Source organism: Paenibacillus sp. NPDC101420, assembly GCF_050277435.1.
In the GTDB taxonomy this organism is placed as follows: Bacteria; Bacillota; Bacilli; order Paenibacillales; family Paenibacillaceae; genus Paenibacillus_AQ.
In genome coordinates this window covers 713,652-732,562 of sequence record NZ_JBNNSE010000001.1, presented here as the reverse complement: position 1 = coordinate 732,562, position 18,911 = coordinate 713,652, and the positions used below count along the sequence as shown (strand labels likewise).

The window sequence follows — 18,911 nt, the reverse complement described above, 5'->3', positions numbered from 1 at the left end:
TGAAAGAGAGACTTGTAATCATTGGCTTCATCAAATTGATATGAAGGAGAATGAAGATGAGTGAGCGTAAACTCCGAACCATTACTGTAAATCAAATCGGATATCCGGTGGGTGGAGAAAAGATTGCAGTGTTTACTGGTGCTGGACATGACTTTCAGGTTGTTGATGTTGATCATGGAAATGTTGTATTCGAAGGGCAGACAGGTACTCCCAGATTTGATGAGGCAAGCGGAGTAACTGTACATACAGGTGACTTTTCTGAGGTTCATGCAGTGGGCAGATACCGGATTGAGCAAGGTGAGGGGATAGCTTCGGCATCATTTATAATCTCAGATAAACCTTATCAGGAGCTTCAACAGGGCTTGCTGAAGGCCTTTTATTATTATCGTTGCGGGGTTGAGTTGACTGAAGAGTATGCTGGAGATTGGAAGCATAAGGCATGTCATACAGCAGAGGGAATTGTATATGGTGAAACGGAGCGTCGGCTAGATTGTTCTGGAGGCTGGCATGATGCAGGTGATTATGGTAAATATAGTGGACCCGGAGCCAAGGCCATCGCCGATCTCTTACTAGCCTATGAGTTATATCCATCTGCTTTTGTAAGCGCTATCCCGATTCCTGAAAGTGGGGGGATAACTCCAGATATACTGCTGGAATGCAAAGTGGAGCTGGATTGGTTATTCAAAATGCAAGACTATAGAACAGGTGGAGTGTATCATAAGCTGACTACGCTGAGCTTTCCAGATTTGGATGTGATGCCAGAGGCTGATACAGCAGATCTATATTTCTCACCGGTGTCAGCAACCGCCACTGGAGATTTTGCTGGAGTCATGGCCATGGCAGCGCGGATATATGAGCCCTTTGACTCAGCCTATGCGAAGAAATGTCTGGATGCCGCAACACTAGCTTGGGAATGGCTTGTTCAACACCCAGATGCGCCAGGGTTTATAAATCCGCCAGAAATTAGCACCGGTGAATATGGAGATGGGAACGACAAGGATGAGCGGTATTGGGCAGCTGCGGAGCTCTATCGTACGACGGGGAAAGAAGAATACCATCAAGCTGTTCTGCAACTGGTGCAGTTGTCTTTTTCAAAATACAGTCTAGGCTGGGCAGATATGGGGGGCTACGGCACACTTGCGTATCTATTAAATGGTGAAGATCTAGCAGACCGTGCTTTGTATGCTTCCTTAAGAGAAGGACTTCTAGCTGAAGCTGGATGTTTATCTGAACAGAGTCGCGAGGATGGCTATAGGATCTCCTTAAAAGAGGAAGACTATATTTGGGGTAGCAATATGCTAGTAATGAACAATGCTATGCTGCTGCTAGTGGCTGAATATTTTAGTGGAGATTCGAGCTTTGCGGACTGTGCGCTAGATCATTTGCACTATCTGATGGGTCGTAACGTACTGGATATCAGTTATGTTACCGGATTTGGCGATCATCCAGTGATGCATCCGCATCATCGTCCATCTGTTGGTGACCATGTGGTTGATCCTGTGCCGGGTCTTGTATCTGGGGGGCCAGATAGTGGGCTTCATGATGAATATGTAGTAGAACATTTACAAGGAAAACCAGCCGCTCAGTGCTTTGCCGATCATGAACTTAGTTATTCTACGAATGAGGTAACGATCTACTGGAATTCACCTGCGGTGTTCGTTACAGCTCGGTTTAATCAATAAATTAATTAATATATGGGAAAGGCATGTCTCATGGGGGAGATGCCTTTCTCTTTTTTTATGTAGCTAAAATGCTATAATACGAAATGGTATGATATTTTCTCGATTGGCAATAGGAGGTAAGGCATTGAGCAGTATTTTTGAAATTCAAAGACTTGCAAAATTGAACTGGAAAAGTAGCGAACAAGCTTCGAAATATCTATTCTCGGACATCTCCGCTGAAATATCTGAATCGGACCGAATCGCTCTGATCGGTGCCTCGGGTCAAGGTAAAAGCACACTACTTAGAATAATGGCTCTGCTGGATGCTCCAGATGAAGGGGATATGCTTGTCAAGGGCACTTCATTCAAAAATATGGATTCAAAGCTGTGGAGAATGAAAATCGGGTTTGTGGCTCAACAAGCGGTTATGTTGCCTGGCAGTGTGGAGGATAACCTAAGAACTGTCAGCAAGCTGCATGACAGACCATATGACCATAAATTAGTACAGCGGCTATTGGAACAAATAGGGCTGGAACAATTGGATTTGAGTAAAAAAGCAGCAGATTGCTCTGGCGGTGAAAAGCAGCGGATATCCCTGATTCGGTCATTGCTGCTGCGACCTAATGTTCTACTGCTCGATGAAATCACTGCATCACTAGACATTGACAGCACTCAAAGGGTAGAGGATCTACTAGAACAGTGGCATAAAGAAGAAGGGACTTCAATGATTTGGGTGACCCATGACCTTAAACAGGCTAGCCGAATAAGCACTACTACATGGTTTATGGGGAATGGTAAGCTGGAACAGCACTTGAGTGAATCTTTTTTTGCTGAATCTGCGGAAAACTTGGCAAAAAGATTTATTCGACCGTTAGAAGGAGCGTCATTCTTATGAGTTATACTGCACTGAGTTTCACGCTTCTGTTTGTGTTAGGGACGATGTTGGTCTCGGTATGGCAAAAGCTCGGACTAGAAAAAGATATTATTGTAGGCACTATAAGGTCGGCAATTCAATTGCTTGCGGTCGGATATGTACTGCAATTTATTTTTAAAACCGATCAGATGATCTATGTTATTTTGATAATAATCTTTATGATAAGTGTAGCCGCATGGAATGCAGCGAAAAGAGGAAAAGGTCTACGTGGATTAGTGTGGAGAATTGGACTTGCGATCGCTACTATGGAGCTCCTTATGATGGGGATTCTGCTCGGCTTACATATTATTGAGGCGACCCCACAATATATCATTCCCATTAGTGGCATGACCATTGGTAGCGCTATGGTTGTCTCGGGTTTGTTCATTAACCATATCAAGCACGAAATACAGCAGAGCAAAGGGGAAATCGAGACCCTGCTGTCACTCGGTGCTACCGTTCCGCAAGCGATCCATGAAGTTAGAAAAAGATCTGTGAAATTCAGCATGATCCCTACCATCGACGGAATGAAGACAGTAGGACTTGTCCAGCTTCCAGGTATGATGACGGGGATGATTATAGCAGGCGCTGATCCGGTAATCGCTGTTCGCTACCAGATTCTGATTGTGTTCTCATTCACCGCTTCTGCGGCCATAACAAGTATACTGCTAAGTGTACTGAGCTACCGACTCTTTTTCACGCCTGATCAACGGCTTAAACAATCGGTAGAACGATAATAGATTTCTATTTCTCACAGGCGATTCCGTTATTGTCACGGTCGCTTTTTTTGTTGGCATTTTGGTTACATAAAAGTTAGCGGTAACGGGGAATAATTAGAATTCAATTCACATGAGGTGAAAAAGCTTTTTATGAGGTGATTCTGATTAGTAAAAAGAAATTGGCGGCTACCCTGATCGCAGGCGTATTGCTTCTGCCAGGTATCGCAATAGGTGCACCTGATAACGGAACGGTGATTCAGTCTAATGGAAAGCTGCTCTCAGCCATGCCTTTGCCAGCCCCGGAGTCTAAACGAATCATATTACCAACAGCATTTCAAGCGGCTGAGTTATACGGGTTCGGTTTACAGCACAGGAATGCGTCGATTCAATATTCGATCTTTTCCAAAGAACTCAAAAAGGTTATGTATCCACAGTTTGTTGAACTGAACTGGGTAACTGGTGTATCCAGCCCATGGATCACAAAGTACGAGGTTACTAAAGAAACAGTAATTAACCAAAATTCAGAGGTCATAGAAATGCGCATAGATTCCGCGACTTCAAATGGTCCGGAACCATCCATGCTACTGACGATCTCACTTGTTAAAGATCATAATAGCTGGGTGATTACCGGAGTGAAGCCGAATCCTTAAATGACATGCGGAGAATTGTAAAAAGAGCAAGCGTAGTAGGGAACATTCCCGTACGCTTGCTCTTTTTTACTGCCTGAATGCATTATTCCGCTATTACGCGACTAATCTCTACCCGCCTTGACCATCAATTCCGCCATCATTTTTGGCTCGGTTCGGACAGTGGTCATATGATCACCTTTGCCCTCGATGAAGCGGAAAACGCCCAAATGACTGGATTGAGTCGGGTGAAACCCATATGGACCTTGTGGGATAGCCGTGTCTTCCGTCAAATAAAGATAACTTTTAGGGATTTGGAGACTGTAGAATTTCTTGAGATCCAGCTTTTCAAACAGTGGGGTAGCTGGTTCAGGCGGAGCTTGTTTATAAAAGGCTTGTGCTTGCGCAAGACTGGCAGTGTTGACGAAGGTATCCCGGAAGAGCGGGAAAGGGAGCGTGATGGTGTTATTACCGGAAGCGTCTCTTAGCTGTTCAAAGGATTTAAGTGACTCAGCAGGAAATTGATCTGCCACACTTTGTCCGTCAAGCGGAGCGAAGGCATCAAAGAACACGATCCGTTTGATCCGATCAGGTACTTGCTGGGAAACTGTTTGAATGACTGATCCGCCAAAGCTATGTCCGAGCAGAATAAAATCCTTCAAGTCTTTTTGTTTGATATAGTCGACAACGGACTTTGTGATTTGCTCATGTGTTACATTATTATTCTTATCCGCGCCATGTCCTGCATATTCCGGTGTGTAGACGGTGTGCCCTAACTTACGAAGCTCTGCGGCTGTTTCATCCCAAAAACCTGCTGTAGCCCAAGACCCATGGATCAGAACAAAGGTTAATGGAGTCTGTTTGGTAGAGGATTTGTGGTTAGCGGCTGCAACCGCGGGGTGTTGATTCAAAGGCTGCAACCCCATAATGGTGAAGATAGAGATGCATAACGCAAATACTATTTTAATGTGAATCGATTTCATACTTTGCCTCCTGTATAGTGTGAGAATTTAACATTATAGAGGATGCCCCGATTGACAGAGAAAGATGAATTTTTATTGGAGTCAGTGAATCTCCGGCACCTAGGCATAGGCAAACGCATATGTTGTTCTAGGAAATCAAAAATTTACGGGAACAGAAGGGTAGGAATAAACAGTGACTTCATACATGGATTATACGTCCCCTGATACACAATTTACTTTCGATGTGAACACTAATACTCTCTTTAAAAAGGATGCCAACAACTACATTAATTTGCTGTCGGTTAAGCAGCTGAACACACTGGAGAATACCTCACTCCTTGATATTTTTCTTAGCAAATCGAATGTGGTGGAGCCTCATTATCATCAAAATGCGGCAGAGCTTGTCTATTGTATCTGCGGTTCAGCAGTAGTGTCTATACTCAATCCGTTTACAAATGAACTTCTTCATTTCCCAATATGTCCAGGTCAAGTGGCGAATGTGCCGCAAGGCTGGTGGCATTATGAAGTAGCTACTGTCGATAATACACATCTGCTTGCCATTTTTGACGCACCTATTCCTGAGGTTATCTTAGGTTCGGATATTTTGAGCAAAACTCCGGCAAATGTATTGGCCCATACTTACTGTTTGAATGAAGCATTGGTAAAGGAAGCGTTAGCTCCTATTAAACCTGGCACCTTTATCGGCCCACCTGCCGACTGCTGTGAAGAAGATAAAGTAAAGGGAGTCAATAATATGGCCCCGAATATGGCTCCCAATATGAATATGCATGCAAATATGAAACCAAATATGCAACCTAACATGCATCCAAACATGCAGCCATATGCTCATATGCAAGCTCAGCCCATCCCTATATCTTCACAAATGCCTCCAGCGACGCAAGCATTTAATTATCAGCCTTACCCAATGCAAGGATACTACACTCAAGGCTATGAACAGCACTATCGCCAACAGCCTTATGTACAACAACAGCCGAATTATCAATATTCAAATAATCAAGAGTAACAACAAAAAACCTCCTGAGATTAAATCTCCCGGGAGGTTTTCTTGTTAGGGCTTAAGATAAACGGACAAGCACTCTGCCTCGTGTGTTTCCTTGCAGAATATCTTCCAATGCTTGTGGCAGTTCATTCAAGGTTACTTCACGATCTACAAGGTTCTCAAGCTGTGCAGGCTTCAAATCAGTCGCCATCCGTGTCCACACCTTTTCGCGTAGCTCAGCAGGACACTCTACGGAATCAATACCGAGCAGGTTAACCCCTCGAAGAATAAAGGGAAGGACGGTTGTTGGAACAGAAGTGCCACCGGTCAGGCCGCTTGCAGCAACAGAACCTCTGTAGGAGATTTTACTCAAAATCGAAGCAAGTGAGTTTCCACCAACGGAATCAACAGCACCTTGCCATAGTTGCTTTTCTAATGGTTTGCTAGATCCGCCCGTAACCTCCTCGCGTGAAATGACTTCCTCCGCGCCAAGAGTTTTCAAATATTCGTTAGCTTCTGTATTACCAGTGCTGGCCACTACGCTATAGCCTTTTGTGCTTAGCATAGCGATAGCCGATCCACCCACACCACCGGTCGCTCCCGTTACGAGTACTTTGCCTTTGTCTGGTGCTAAGTCATTGTCTTCCAGAGCTTGAATGGACAAGGCTGCAGTTAGTCCAGCTGTACCATAAATCATAGCTTCTCTTAGTGTAAGTCCTTCCGGCAGTGGGGTGATCCAAGCGGCAGGAATTCGTGTATATTCGCTATATCCTCCAAAGTGAGATACACCCATACCATACCCTGTAGCGATAACTTGCTGTCCTTCATGAAACCGCTCGTCTGTAGAAGACACCACAGTACCGGATAAGTCGATGCCTGGAATAAAAGGGTATGATCTTACAATTTTTCCGTTAGGGATACTGGCTAATCCGTCTTTATAATTCACACTGGAGTATGCAACCTTAATTACAACTTCTCCTGCGGGTAGTTCTTCTAAGGTAACCGGCTTAACAGCGACGGAGAATGATGATTCTGTTTTGTCGACAACTAATGCTTGAAATGATTCTGTCATAAGTGTAAGCTCCTTCAACTACGTTATAGGTAAGACATGTATATATTATTTATTCTGATCAGTCAACTTGTCATTGTCTATGATATAACGCAAGTTAGACGTAGTGTAGGACTCTTTCATTGTGTATTGTAACATTATAATCGAACTCTACATGTTATTTGTACAGTGGACGTGTTAAGTTCAGACTGCTGGTATATAACTTGTTATTAAGGGAGAATTGTTGAAATGTCTATTATAAAGTTAATTCGTGAACATGAGATCGAACCGTATTTGGACCTCTTAGCTGAGGTTGAACATATCCATCTGGATAGAAACAATCCTAACCATGAGCAGTGGCTGAGACGCCGCATACAATCACATTTTCAGCGGGGGGCGTTGTTTTATGCCTATCATGAGAAGGAACAAGACGATGCTTTTGGTATTGTTGCCGTTCTGCATGAGGAGGCACCGATTGGCATTCCCGCGCTTGGAGCAAGAGCCGAAGTCCTAGATATTGGAGTATGTAAAGATCATCGCAGAAAAGGAATAGGAGGTATTTTACTTCAGCATGTAGAAGAAGTTGTTAAGAGCAGGGGAGCTTACTGTTTACTTATGCTGACCTATGCAGAAGATTATGATGTGATTGCTTTTTACGGTAAAAACGGCTTTGTGCCCGTCGCTACAATCCCTGATGTATTTGGTCCGGGTGCCGAAGGGAATACTATCTTAAGAAAAATACTAAGGTGATCTATTCAATAGGAAGAAAGTTTGTTTAAATGGTATAGTATAGTGTATTTGAAATCTTAGGGTTGAAGAAAGAGAGGCTAATTCATGGCTATTGCAACAACGATGATTGTCAGGCTCGAAATTCGGAAATCGGTTGCTTCTTTTGGTGATGTTGCTTCAGGAATTGCCACTGCAGGTGGAGATATCGTTGCTATTGACGTGATTCGTGCAGGTAAGGATGTAACAACTCGAGATATAACAATAAACGTGCAAGATGCCTCGAATGGAGAAATGATGTCTATACTATCGAAGATGCCAGGGGTCAAAGTAATTAATGTGTCAGATCGAACATTTCTAGCTCATCTAGGCGGGAAGATTGAAATCACACCTAAAATGCCAATCAAAAATCGGGAGGATTTATCGCTGGTGTATACCCCGGGAGTTGCCCGAGTGTGTACGGCGATTGCTGAAGATCCGAACAAAGCCTATTCTTTGACGATGAAGCGGAATACAGTAGCCGTCGTTACAGACGGAACGGCTGTGCTTGGACTAGGGGATATTGGACCGGAAGCGGCTATGCCTGTCATGGAAGGTAAGGCTATGCTGTTTAAGCAATTAGCGAACATCGATGCTTTTCCACTATGCTTAAATACTAAAGATTCAGATGAAATCATTAATATCGTTAAAGCAGTATCTCCTGGATTTGGGGGAATCAACTTAGAAGATATCAGTTCTCCGCGCTGTTTCGAGATTGAACGTCGGCTTGCCGAAGAGCTGGATATTCCGGTATTTCATGATGATCAGCACGGTACATCTGTTGTAGTTTTGGCAGGTCTTTTGAATGCGCTTAAAGTAGTAAATAAATCTATCGAAGATGTTCGAATTGTCGTTGTGGGTATAGGTGCGGCTGGTGTGTCCATCTGTAATATGCTTCTGGCGGCAGGAGCTCGCAAAATCTACGCGGTAGATCGTGAAGGTGTTCTTAGAAAAGATCTTCAGTATGATAATCAGGAATGGCGGAAGCTTGCTGATGCAACTAACCCGGAAGGTATTGAAGGTGGACTGACGGAGGTTATACAGGGAGCAGATGTCTTTATTGGGGTGTCACGTGGTGGGATTCTATCCGTCGATCATCTCAAGAGTATGGCCAGCGATAACATTGTGTTTGCAATGGCTAATCCGACACCGGAGATTGAACCAGAATTGGCCGAGCCTTTTGTTCGCGTGTTAGCGACAGGTAGAAGTGACTATCCGAATCAGATCAACAATGTGCTGTGTTTTCCGGGTATCTTCCGTGGCGCACTGGATTGCAGAGCAAAAACAGTGAACCTTGAAATGAAGCTAGCCGCGGCAAAAGCGATTGCTTCAGTCGTTCATCCGGATGAGGTTAATGAGCAATACGTAATCCCAAGTATTTTTAACGAAAAAGTGGTAGAGTTAGTGCGTCTGGCAGTGATCCATGCAGCTATTGCAACGGATGTAGCCCGCCGGATCCCTAAGGATATTGATAAGGATATGGAATAAAAGCGATACTATAAATGGACTGCTTTGCTTAGTGAGAGAGCAGTCTATTTTTTTATAGATTGACACATAACTGAGAGGCTTATCATAATTAGGGCTAAAAGTATTTATTCCCATTTTAGTAAAGTGGCTGATATAATTACAATAATGTATGAGATGTAGAAAGGGCATCCAAGTGGGTGCCCTTAAATTTTGCCTCTAGAGAGGGTAGTATCCAAAAAAGGGTTAAATTAATATAGAAGTGGTGAATTCATGAAAGAGTTTTACAGTCAGGTGAATCGAAAAATCTATTACATTGTAATGATATTAAACATTACCCTTATGATATCTGGATTAATACTGTCTACAACAGAGTTGAATGGGATTAATTTTGGATATATGGTACATTTTTTGTGCGTGATAATTCTATCCATTAGTTTATGGATCTATCCTAAGTATGAGACATATACCTTTAGAAAGATCATCATTCTTTTTGGATTTGCGTACTTCTATACGCTTTTCTTTTTATATCCTCAAACTTGGACCACCTATATTTTGATTTGCCTTATTCCTGCACTTTCTATACTATTTTTCGATTTAAAATTGTTCTACTTTTCCTTTATTATAAATGGAATATTGATGGTAATTACTTTTAGTTATGTCATCTTCATTGATAAAGGTGCATTATATAGTTACTTACATCATGACATTATAGGCAACATTATAAATATAATAGCTGTTCAAGCATTATTATTTTTCATTTTCCATCTATCATTTAAACGGATGAAAAAGCAGCAACTGTATTATGAACAATTACAGCAATCCGAGCGGTTAAAGATGGTAGGACAATTAACAGCTGCTGTTGCACATGAAATACGAAATCCTATAACCGTGGTTAGAGGTTTTTTGCAATTGTTCAAAGAGGACGATTCATTTGATGATTCTAAAAAAAGTAAGTTCAACTTAATGATTGATGAATTAAACACAGTAGAACAGATTATCTCTCAATTTCTAACCCTATCCAAACCAAATGGAGATCAAAGACTAGAGAAAGTAGATGTGAAGGATGTTCTTCAAAGTGTTACGGGTCTGCTTCATTCCTATGCCATGCTATCTGATAACCAAATCGATATAAAGGTAGAGGAAGATTGTTTTATTTCCATTAATAAAATTGAGTTTAAGCAGTTACTCATTAATATTATAAAAAATGCGCTAGAAGCCTCGGATGTAGGGAAATCCGTCTCAGTCATAGCAAATAGAAATAATAATTTTATCGAGATCATGATCACCGATGAAGGAAGTGGGATGTCCGAGGCTGAGGTTAAGTCGCTGGGCACGCCTTTTTATTCATTAAAAAGTAATGGAACCGGTTTAGGGTTAATGATTTGCTTTAATATTGTAGAAAAATATGGTGGGGAAATTTATTATAATAGCTCTAAAGGTAAGGGGACAACAGTTACTATTCGCTTTTTATCAGAATCGGGAGGGATCTATAATGATTAAGAAGCTATCCGCGCTGATGCTGTCTGGAATAATCATAGTTCTTCTTGCTGCCTGCAATACAACTACCTATAAACACAATTACACATTTACAGGTGAAGGAAAAGTATGGTCGGCTGAATATGTTCAAAAGGCAACAGAGAAGTTCATCGATAAAAAGGGTGAGAGACCAGATTATGAAACCTCGCAGCAATCTACATTTGAGCTTAAATATAAAGGTGAGCAAACGGATCTTGATAAGATTAATTCTTTTAAATATAGCTTCAAGGGAACATCAGGTGGAGGAAGTAAAACCTTAGAAGATGTCGAGGGAGTAAGAAAAAGTGAGCTGAAGTCCAAAAGAGCTGGAAGCGGGGCGTTTGAACACGAGGACTCGATTATTAAGGTTGTTGTAGAGTGGGATGGGCAGAAGGATGAATTTGAACTGAAGGTACTTAAATAGTGGAGCATGTATGAAAAAGATTCTTAAATTAAAGAAAGCAGGTTGAACATCCATGGTCGTTATTAAAGAAATAGAATTGGAGTCTCTCCATGAACTTGGTGATTTATATCAGGAGCTGATGGATCAACCATCGGATCTTAATAAACTAGAAAAAGTATTTAAAGTAGTTAAGACAGATCGTCGGTACATATTGTTGGGCGCTTTTGTGGACGGGTCTTTGATGGGGTCTTTGATGGGGATTGTCTGTCATGACCTGGTAGGAGATTGCAAACCGTTTATGGTAATTGAGAATGTAGTAGTTTCATCGCGGGCCCGTCGTCAAGGTGTGGGTAAAAAACTAATGCTTGCCATTGAAGAAATGGCTCACGAGAGAGACTGCTTTTATATCATTTTAGTCTCTGGAGAGAAGCGTAAGGAAGCGCATATTTTTTATGAATCGTTAGGGTATAGAGATGAGAAGGTGGAAGGGTACCGGAAACATCTAAGTTCCCATTAAAAGGAGGTCTTGATCTGCAAACATTCTTTCAATATAACTGGATAGTTCGTGAACAATGGTACGAGTGGTGTGAGAGTATTTCTGAAGAAGAGCTACTTGGGGCACGTACTGGTGGTGTAGGCAGCATATTGAAGACTCTGTTTCATATTGTTGATGTGGAGTGGAGCTGGATTCAAGTATTGCAAGGTAAACCGGATTTTCAGGAGGATTTCGAACATTACAAGTCTTTGCAGCGGGTAAGAGAACTAGATGCGAAATTCCGGCCCGATGTAGAGCCCTTTGTACTTTCTTGGCATGCGGGTTTGGAGCGGAATATTTTTGAGGATCACCTGGCGGATGGCCGGATCGTGACGGATACTTGGGGTGAAGTGATGCGCCATGTGATCGCTCATGAAATTCATCATGTCGGACAGTTGTCCGTTTGGGCAAGGGAAATCGGGAAGGAGCCAGTTTCTGCCAATTTGATTGGAAAAGGGCTCCGATGATTCTGCAATCGACTGGGCATTGCGTATATCATGAAGTACTGTCGCTGGAGAGCAGCGGCGGGAACCACAAATGACGAAGATCAACCCAGCCCTGACTATTGAAGCTTACGCCTCGGACCGAGGGGAGATAAGCAGTTTGGGTGGGTTTTTCATACAAGATGTGCAGATGATGTTCCTCAAGAAGACGGTTCTCGATCATACTAAAGCTCTCGGATCTAGCCTCAGGGTTAGGTTCTCGTGCAATGGTATAGAGCCAGCCTTCAATATCCGCACGAGTATGCGGTTCTATATGCTGGGAAAGCGTGAGATATAGATCAAATAAACGAAGCTGTTCATCCTCGTCACGAAATAATGAAAAAACAATCAGGTCGGACTCCAGTCGGATCGGGCCCTTGAACTCCTCTGGAGACACGGAAACAACCGTACACGGATAACCTTGACGCTCTAGTTTAGCAGCAATACATTCAGCATCGTTAGCATATTGCGGAATGGTGGTTATTTGCAAGGTGACCTCAAGGTCTTCCATCGACTTAAGCGTTACAGACTCTGAATCATCTTTTAAACAGGATACGATCTTTGCCCGAAGAAGGGGGTCGCTAAGCGGTCCTTTTTTTTGTGTATTGCAGGTAACAAATTTACGGATGTAGGACTCTGAATGAATCCGACTCCAAGAAGAAGAATTGTTGGATGAAGGATTCTGAATCACATGAAAAGCCGAGCCAGTATCTGAGGAATCGGACGCAGTTTCCCACGGAACATACATTATTTCGACTCGATCTAAATGAGCTCTTCCTAGAAAATAATAAGGAAAAACCTCCAGCACACAAGTGTCCTCATTCATGTCCACAACCTTAAATGGTCCTGTCCCCACAGGTCTGCGGCCAAAGCTAGGTTCGTCCATTCCTTCTAAATCACGCGGAACAATTGCCGCTCTACTCGTACACAAGAAAGGGAGGAATAGCTCATTGGGCTGTTTAAGTGTAATTTGAACGGTGGATGGGTTTAGTGCGATAACTTGCTGGATTTCTTTGAAAATATAGCTATAGAGTGTCCGCTTTGAGGTTTGCATCAGCCGTCCCAAGGAATAGACTACATCTTTTGCCGTCAGTACTTTTCCATGATGAAACAGCACTTCTTTGCGAAGAAAAAAAGTCCAAATCGTACGGCTCTCATCCACTTCCCAGGCATGAGCAAGACTAGGCACAATCTTATCCCGTTCCCCGCTACGTCTCACTAATCCGTCGAAGACATGACTGGAAACAAAAGACTCTGCCAATAGATTCATATGAAGCGGGTCGAAGGTATGTAGCTGCTGGGTGATGGGAAGCCGCAGGGTATCAATCTGTTTGTCACTTCGGATTTCGGAATGATGACCAAAATAGGTCAGCAGCCAGCCTTGTAAAGTATCCTGCAGCGAGGAAGAGCTGGCATGGGTTTTGATGCCATCAATAGCTTTGTGAACATCTTTACGGCTGATAGCCTGCATCATGGATTGAAGCGCAATTTCTTCGGAAGGGACAAGGAACTGTAATAAGGAACGACTTCCACGTCCGCGCTTCGGCGTCCATTGGACCCATTCCAGCTGCATCATTTTATTCACAATATGCATGGCATTGCGGTGTGTACATCCGAAGGTCAAGGCTAGCTCATCCATCGTAACTGAGATTTCTGTGACTCCCCCAAACTGTGAGTGCAGCTTTAAATATTGGCTATGCAGCTTCATGGTTTAAGTCCCTTTCAGAAAATAGGAAATTATTAAAAAATTCTTTCTCTTTTTTTTCTTATTTTATCACTTAGAATAAGGATAAGAAAGTAAGAATATGGGGGTGTTTACCATGACCGATGAAACGGAGCTTAAGCTTAATCGATCACTTGCCGCTTTAATTGTTGCCTTCTTACTGGCGATTGTTCATCAGTTGTTGTTCTACGGAAAGTTGCCAGGTGTTTCTTATCCTATCTTCGTTTGTCTGTTTTATGTTTATATGCTTTATTACGCTAAGGCTAAAATGCGCAAACTGACCAAACTCAGTTATTTCTGGTTTGGAGCGATTTTTCTACTCTCGATGACCTATGTGTTGTTTCATAATCTTTTCTACTTTGGGTTGAACCTATTAGTAATCCCTATGCTGATTTTATTACATATGACTTATTTGCTAAGTGATAAACGCCCCTCTTGGAGTCAATTCAGAATACTTTGGGATACACTAGAGCATTTGCTTCCCCAGAACTTTCGCCACTGGGGTACTGTGTTCAAGGACGTCAAAAGTAGCAGTGATAGTAAGGTGAAGGATGGACGCAAGCAAGTGCTGGGGAAAGTGTTTACAGGACTTGCGATCTCTTTACCGATACTGCTTGTTGTGATTACCCTGCTGGCCTCGGCCGATGGTGTGTTTCATCATGTGCTAATATGGCTGCCAAATATGCTGGATCGAATTTCATTTGGTGAAATTATTGTACGGACGTTATGGGTACTCCTGATAGGCATGGGATTGTTCGGCTTAGTATGGGGCTTTGTAGATTCGAAGGTCTATGACTGGAATGTGCAACCAAGGGAGTACGGACCTGTGCAGGCGCCTGTGACCTTTAAGGTTGATCCAGTAATTATGACGACAATTCTTATAGCCATTAACACGGTATATGTTCTGTTCGTATTCGTCCAATTTTCTTACTTGTTTGGAGCTTGGGAAGGGATGTTACCAGAGGGTAGTTCCTATGCTGATTACGCTCGTAGTGGATTCTTCGAGTTAATTATGGTGACCGCGATTAATTTCGTGATTCTAATGCTGGCATTGGGATCAGAAGGAAAGAGGGGAGGACTGCTCCAAAAAGTCATTAATATTATGCTGTATATCTTAGTTGGCTGTTCAACTGTCATGTTGTATTCTGCCTATACTAGACTAACCCTATATGAAGAGGCGTATGGATATACTACGATTCGTTTCCTAGTTCATGCATTTATGATATTTATGGGTTTGCTGTTGATTCTTGCAGCTGTACGGATTGTAGTGCCCCGTTTGCCGTTGGCTAAATGTTATATTGTGCTAGGTCTGACCTCTTATGTTGTTATGAACTATATAGGTATGGATGTCATTATAGCTAATAAGAATATGGAGCGTTATGAGGTGAGTGGTAAGCTGGATGCAGATTATTTGGTTGGTCTGTCACCGGAAGTCATCCCTTCTCTGATTAAGTTCAGTCGTAAGGAAGACGGGATACTAGATCAATTTTTGAAAAACAAATGGTGGGATGGTGCTCAGCGAGAGCGGAAGTGGCAGTCCTTTAATTTCCCGGAATATCAGGCGCAGCGTGAGCTGGAGAAGTATTTTGCACAGTAAAGGTTAGAAGAAGGTGTGAGGAAAGTGAGAAAAAAGCCATTTAGTAACGGCTGGTTATTTATCATCATTTTTATTACGGTAGGTTTAAGTTATGGGATCTATCATATTTATTTATACAATGCCCCAAGACAAAGTCATTACTCTCGCGTATCCAGCAGCAATCTAGAGCAGGAACGTCTGGGAGGCATCCAGCTGCTTCAGAGTCTCGAATCGCTCACCCAGGCACCTAAACCACGTGACGATATTGAACGGTATCAATATTATCATTTGGACAACGAAACAACAGTAGCCACAGCGCGTGGTGACGATAAAATCATTCTAATTAGCGTCTATTCAGATCTGAAGATGAGTACTGCCAGAGGTATTCATGTGGGGTCTTCTACAGATGATGTGATTGAAGCTTATGGCACTTCTTATTATAAAAGAGGGGAACAAGGGGCTGAGATTATCGGGTATGTGGATAAAATCAATCATCGGAATTTAGAATTTTGGTTACAAGATCAGAAAGTGAATATGATCCGATATAGTGTGGACTCTGTTGTGATGTAAGATGTTTTGGGATTTCCTTACAAGCATAAACGCCTTCGGCTTCCTTTACAAGGTCGGTAAGCGGTTAAGCGAGAAATATAAGAAATATAGTATTGTGTGAAACTTATACTTTCTTATATTATTAAAAAGGACATATGTCCTTTTTTTGTGGGGTATTCTAAATTACACTTATTTGAGCAAACAATAGAGGGGGGCACCACATGCAAACGATAAATGACCGTGAAGCTGTCCGTGCCTTGGCAGTGAAGAACGGTCTGGACGGAATTTTTAGCCCGCTAGTCACATATAAAATGGAATTGAGACGTTATACGGGTGAAGAGAAGCTGTGTTTGGTTGGCGATCAGTTGGATGGGATGTTCATATTGGTTGAGGGCAAGCTCAAAATTCAGACACTGCTGCCGAACGGCAAATCTATGCTGGTGCGGTTTACAAATCCGATATCAGTGATTGGGGATGTGGAGCTGCTTCATCGCTTTCCTGTTAAGAATCAAGTGGAGTCTGTGGGTGAGAGCTTGATTCTTTTTGCCGGGAGAAGATTACTACTGAGAGAGCTTGAGGAAAATACAGCTTTGTTACGTTTTCTCGTAGGGGAACTTAGTCACAAATTGCATACGCTCGGCCAAGCCTCCGCACTTAACCTGTTGTATCCGGTCGAGAATCGATTTGCCAGCTATTTGATGTCTTTATTCGCCGATAAAAACGGTGACCGACGTGTGGAGGAGATTCGGACCTCAAGCCTTATAGAGACAGCAGAGTTGCTAGGTACAAGTTATCGGCATCTTAACCGGATCGTGCGTCGGTTCATTGATGAAGGAATTATTACACGAAATCGTGGACGCCTAAGCGTACTGGACGAAGGGAAGCTCGCGGAGCTGGCGAACGGAAATTTATACGAATAAAAAGATCTCTAAAGACCATTAGTTCCAGCCTTGGGCCGGACGTAGAGGTCTTTTTGTTTTTTTAAGCGAACATTCAGTTCAAATTCAGAGTGGCTTAAGGGAACGATAGTAGGATAAAAGTACCAATTAGAAACCTACTATACATATAGAGATGAGGAACAACGATGTTCAGAAATATCCGCGGAAAAATGATATTGGGATTTACTGCTGTGATTGTGGTCTTTCTAGTGGCAATAGCAGGAAATACATGGTTTCAAGGAAAGGCTACGATGCTGACGGATCAGGTCAATCGCAACTGGAACAAGCTGTCGCTTGTACAGGGATTAACGGATAAAATTCGTACGGCAGATGAGCTAGGGGCTCGTTATGTGATGAGCAACACAGAGGCTGAGCGGAAATCATATCTGTCTAAGTACGAAGAGACGCTCCCATCGATTGAGAATGCCATCAAGGAGCTGGAGAGTGTTAGATTAAGTGAAGAAGAACTAAAGGGTGTAACGGAGCTGAAGGGGAAATGGAATGATTATTTGATCGTTTTGAAGGAAGCCTTCGCCTTAGCCAAGGACGGAAACTTCCCGGAAGCGCAGAAGAAGTTTACCAATTTATCTTTAGATGCAATGATTGAATCTCAGATTGTATTCCAGAGCATGCTCATGGAGGAAATACAGAACGGGCAGAGTCAAGCAGAAGCCCATCGTAATAACGCTATGATTACTAGCTTTGGTGTGACCGGATTATCGGTTGTTCTTGCCCTAATTCTTGCACTATTAATATCTGGACGAATTATTAAACCACTTCGGGATGTGAACACACAGCTGAAGGAGATTGCAGATGGAGATGCCGATCTTACTCGCAAGCTAAACGTCCGGTCAAAAGATGAGATAGGTGAACTGGCGTTTAATTTTAATAAAATGACAGAAAATTTGGGCTCGATGATTGAACAAGTGAAGCTATCGGCGAATAGTCTCGCGAATTCCTCTACAAATCTTACCTCGGATAGTGGAGTGACAGCAGGAGCGACAGAACGAATATCGGATATTATGGGTGAAGTAGCTTCGGGAACTGCTAAACAGATGAATGATCTACAGACCAATACAATAACAATTTCAGAAATATCGATTGGAATCGGTCAAATTGCCTCCAGTGTTCAGGATATTTCTGAAGCCTCGCATCGTTCTGCGTCGTTTGCTATTGCCGGAGATGAATCACTTCTGGCGGCAGGTCAGCAGATGGAATCCATTAATCGATCTATACATTCTTTGTCACAGCAAGTCCAAGGCTTTGTAAATCGATCACAGGAAATTGGCGGTGCTGTAGGAGTTATAAAAGGGATCGCTTCGCAAACGAATATGCTGGCGTTAAATGCGACTATTGAGGCAGCCCGCGCGGGTGAGCAAGGGAGAGGCTTCGCTGTAGTTGCCGACCAGGTTCGTAAGCTGGCAGAGCAATCCGCAGAATCCGCTAATCAAATTGCGGAAATGGCGAGCGGGATTCAAAGTGAAGCAGATAATGCGATGAAGGTTATGATGAGTAGTATGAGTGAAGTAAGGGGAGGCACGGAGATTATTCAGCAGGCTGGACGTTCCTTTGGTGAGATTCGGTTATCTATAGATTCACTAGCCGAGCAGGTTCAGGAAGTATCCGGAGCTGTGGAAGAGATAACAGCAGCTACGGAAGAGATTGTGGAATCGCTTCGAAGTGTTACGACAATTGCAGAAACGACTGCAGCGAGTACACAACATGTGTCGGCAGCCTCACAAGAGCAAAGGGCTTCGGTGGAACAAATTGCTTCCTCTGCAAGTGAATTAAACTTAATGGCTCATGGACTACAGGGGCTGGTAGCTAGATTTAATGTATAAGGCGAGCTTCGGAGAGTTGAGGGGGAATCCCAGTGCTCTCTGGAGCTTTCTTTTTTTATTTGGTTGAACGTAATATCCCACATACTAAGCATAGAAATTGCCATCGACGTCCACCTGCCTATAACTTATATTATTACCATTATTAGTTAGTTTGTGGTCAACCTCTGGGTATAGATCAGTGACTTATT

At 42.8% G+C, this 18,911-nt stretch carries 17 protein-coding genes and 2 pseudogenes; 15 read left to right on the top strand and 4 right to left on the bottom strand.

What is annotated here, in order from left to right:
- The first annotated feature begins 56 nt into the window (after positions 1-56).
- From ACQKMP_RS03425 to ACQKMP_RS03415, 3 genes are all read left to right on the top strand, one after another.
- Positions 57-1,682 (top strand): glycoside hydrolase family 9 protein, encoded by a 1,626-nt coding sequence (locus ACQKMP_RS03425; RefSeq protein ID WP_427468824.1) that lies wholly within the window; start codon positions 57-59, stop codon positions 1,680-1,682.
- 124 nt (positions 1,683-1,806) lie between these two features.
- Positions 1,807-2,556 carry an ABC transporter ATP-binding protein gene (locus tag ACQKMP_RS03420; protein WP_339247218.1) on the top strand — a complete coding sequence of 250 codons (750 nt, stop codon included), beginning with the start codon at positions 1,807-1,809 and terminating at the stop codon, positions 2,554-2,556.
- A complete protein-coding gene (locus ACQKMP_RS03415; RefSeq protein WP_042187159.1) occupies positions 2,553-3,311 on the top strand; it encodes an ABC transporter permease in 759 nt (252 codons plus the stop codon). Before ACQKMP_RS03420 ends, ACQKMP_RS03415 begins: the two co-directional genes overlap by 4 nt.
- A gap of 7 nt (positions 3,312-3,318) precedes the next feature.
- Here the strand turns inward: ACQKMP_RS03415 and ACQKMP_RS03410 are convergent.
- Positions 3,319-3,366, bottom strand: a pseudogene (locus ACQKMP_RS03410) (excalibur calcium-binding domain-containing protein); the annotation flags it as partial.
- Positions 3,367-3,448: 82 nt separating this feature from the next.
- Between ACQKMP_RS03410 and ACQKMP_RS03405 the strand changes: the two are divergent.
- Positions 3,449-3,943, top strand: a complete 495-nt coding sequence (locus tag ACQKMP_RS03405; RefSeq protein WP_339802737.1) for a hypothetical protein — start codon at positions 3,449-3,451, stop codon at positions 3,941-3,943.
- Positions 3,944-4,044: 101 nt separating this feature from the next.
- On the opposite strand, the gene ACQKMP_RS03400 is transcribed toward ACQKMP_RS03405, so the two are convergent.
- Entirely contained in the window at positions 4,045-4,902 is an 858-nt protein-coding gene (locus ACQKMP_RS03400) for an alpha/beta hydrolase (protein ID WP_052404246.1), read from the bottom strand.
- A 172-nt stretch (positions 4,903-5,074) separates the two neighbouring features.
- Between ACQKMP_RS03400 and ACQKMP_RS03395 the strand changes: the two are divergent.
- A pseudogene (locus tag ACQKMP_RS03395) lies at positions 5,075-5,662 on the top strand (cupin domain-containing protein); the annotation flags it as partial.
- Between the two features lie 295 nt (positions 5,663-5,957).
- Here the strand turns inward: ACQKMP_RS03395 and ACQKMP_RS03390 are convergent.
- Positions 5,958-6,953 (bottom strand): acryloyl-CoA reductase, encoded by a 996-nt coding sequence (locus tag ACQKMP_RS03390; RefSeq protein ID WP_042187162.1) that lies wholly within the window; start codon positions 6,951-6,953, stop codon positions 5,958-5,960.
- Positions 6,954-7,178: 225 nt separating this feature from the next.
- On the opposite strand from ACQKMP_RS03390, the gene ACQKMP_RS03385 reads away from it, so the two are divergent.
- The 6 genes from ACQKMP_RS03385 (at position 7,179) to ACQKMP_RS03360 (ending at position 12,081) form a co-directional block, all read left to right on the top strand.
- A complete protein-coding gene (locus tag ACQKMP_RS03385) occupies positions 7,179-7,679 on the top strand; it encodes a GNAT family N-acetyltransferase (protein ID WP_379421959.1) in 501 nt (166 codons plus the stop codon).
- Between the two features lie 84 nt (positions 7,680-7,763).
- Complete coding sequence (locus tag ACQKMP_RS03380) at positions 7,764-9,182, top strand: NAD-dependent malic enzyme (protein ID WP_042187166.1); 1,419 nt, start codon at positions 7,764-7,766, stop codon at positions 9,180-9,182.
- Positions 9,183-9,797: 615 nt separating this feature from the next.
- The gene (locus ACQKMP_RS03375) at positions 9,798-10,661 is read left to right on the top strand and encodes a HAMP domain-containing sensor histidine kinase (RefSeq protein WP_339247230.1); all 864 of its coding nucleotides are present in this window, start codon (positions 9,798-9,800) and stop codon (positions 10,659-10,661) included.
- Positions 10,654-11,100 carry a hypothetical protein gene (locus ACQKMP_RS03370; RefSeq protein ID WP_427468823.1) on the top strand — a complete coding sequence of 149 codons (447 nt, stop codon included), beginning with the start codon at positions 10,654-10,656 and terminating at the stop codon, positions 11,098-11,100. The genes ACQKMP_RS03375 and ACQKMP_RS03370 overlap by 8 nt, the downstream gene beginning before the upstream one ends.
- A gap of 52 nt (positions 11,101-11,152) precedes the next feature.
- Positions 11,153-11,596 carry a GNAT family N-acetyltransferase gene (locus tag ACQKMP_RS03365; RefSeq protein ID WP_427468822.1) on the top strand — a complete coding sequence of 148 codons (444 nt, stop codon included), beginning with the start codon at positions 11,153-11,155 and terminating at the stop codon, positions 11,594-11,596.
- A gap of 14 nt (positions 11,597-11,610) precedes the next feature.
- A complete protein-coding gene (locus tag ACQKMP_RS03360) occupies positions 11,611-12,081 on the top strand; it encodes a DinB family protein (protein WP_427469205.1) in 471 nt (156 codons plus the stop codon).
- A gap of 28 nt (positions 12,082-12,109) precedes the next feature.
- On the opposite strand, the gene ACQKMP_RS03355 is transcribed toward ACQKMP_RS03360, so the two are convergent.
- Positions 12,110-13,804, bottom strand: a complete 1,695-nt coding sequence (locus ACQKMP_RS03355) for an ABC transporter substrate-binding protein (RefSeq protein WP_427468821.1) — start codon at positions 13,802-13,804, stop codon at positions 12,110-12,112.
- 112 nt (positions 13,805-13,916) lie between these two features.
- Between ACQKMP_RS03355 and ACQKMP_RS03350 the strand changes: the two genes are divergently transcribed.
- From ACQKMP_RS03350 to ACQKMP_RS03335, 4 genes are all read left to right on the top strand, one after another.
- Positions 13,917-15,416, top strand: a complete 1,500-nt coding sequence (locus ACQKMP_RS03350) for a DUF4153 domain-containing protein (RefSeq protein WP_427468820.1) — start codon at positions 13,917-13,919, stop codon at positions 15,414-15,416.
- Between the two features lie 24 nt (positions 15,417-15,440).
- Positions 15,441-15,965, top strand: coding sequence for a hypothetical protein (locus ACQKMP_RS03345; protein WP_405176264.1), 525 nt, complete (start codon positions 15,441-15,443; stop codon positions 15,963-15,965).
- A 200-nt stretch (positions 15,966-16,165) separates the two neighbouring features.
- Entirely contained in the window at positions 16,166-16,864 is a 699-nt protein-coding gene (locus ACQKMP_RS03340; RefSeq protein WP_427468819.1) for a Crp/Fnr family transcriptional regulator, read from the top strand.
- A 164-nt stretch (positions 16,865-17,028) separates the two neighbouring features.
- Positions 17,029-18,723: a methyl-accepting chemotaxis protein gene (locus tag ACQKMP_RS03335; protein ID WP_052404249.1), complete on the top strand. Its 1,695-nt coding sequence runs from the start codon at positions 17,029-17,031 to the stop codon at positions 18,721-18,723.
- The last annotated feature ends 188 nt before the right edge of the window (positions 18,724-18,911 follow it).

Bases quoted from the DNA above. Each gene is read 5' to 3' on its own strand.
- ACQKMP_RS03390 (WP_042187162.1), bottom strand. From the start codon at position 6,953: ATGACAGAATCATTTCAAGCATTAGTTGTCGACAAAACAGAATCATCA.
- ACQKMP_RS03400 (WP_052404246.1), bottom strand. From the start codon at position 4,902: ATGAAATCGATTCACATTAAAATAGTATTTGCGTTATGCATCTCTATC.
- ACQKMP_RS03355 (WP_427468821.1), bottom strand. From the start codon at position 13,804: ATGAAGCTGCATAGCCAATATTTAAAGCTGCACTCACAGTTTGGGGGA.
- ACQKMP_RS03335 (WP_052404249.1), top strand. From the start codon at position 17,029: ATGTTCAGAAATATCCGCGGAAAAATGATATTGGGATTTACTGCTGTG.
- ACQKMP_RS03425 (WP_427468824.1), top strand. From the start codon at position 57: ATGAGTGAGCGTAAACTCCGAACCATTACTGTAAATCAAATCGGATAT.
- ACQKMP_RS03370 (WP_427468823.1), top strand. From the start codon at position 10,654: ATGATTAAGAAGCTATCCGCGCTGATGCTGTCTGGAATAATCATAGTT.
- ACQKMP_RS03385 (WP_379421959.1), top strand. From the start codon at position 7,179: ATGTCTATTATAAAGTTAATTCGTGAACATGAGATCGAACCGTATTTG.
- ACQKMP_RS03350 (WP_427468820.1), top strand. From the start codon at position 13,917: ATGACCGATGAAACGGAGCTTAAGCTTAATCGATCACTTGCCGCTTTA.
- ACQKMP_RS03380 (WP_042187166.1), top strand. From the start codon at position 7,764: ATGGCTATTGCAACAACGATGATTGTCAGGCTCGAAATTCGGAAATCG.
- ACQKMP_RS03340 (WP_427468819.1), top strand. From the start codon at position 16,166: ATGCAAACGATAAATGACCGTGAAGCTGTCCGTGCCTTGGCAGTGAAG.
- ACQKMP_RS03365 (WP_427468822.1), top strand. From the start codon at position 11,153: ATGGTCGTTATTAAAGAAATAGAATTGGAGTCTCTCCATGAACTTGGT.
- ACQKMP_RS03415 (WP_042187159.1), top strand. From the start codon at position 2,553: ATGAGTTATACTGCACTGAGTTTCACGCTTCTGTTTGTGTTAGGGACG.
- ACQKMP_RS03375 (WP_339247230.1), top strand. From the start codon at position 9,798: ATGGTAATTACTTTTAGTTATGTCATCTTCATTGATAAAGGTGCATTA.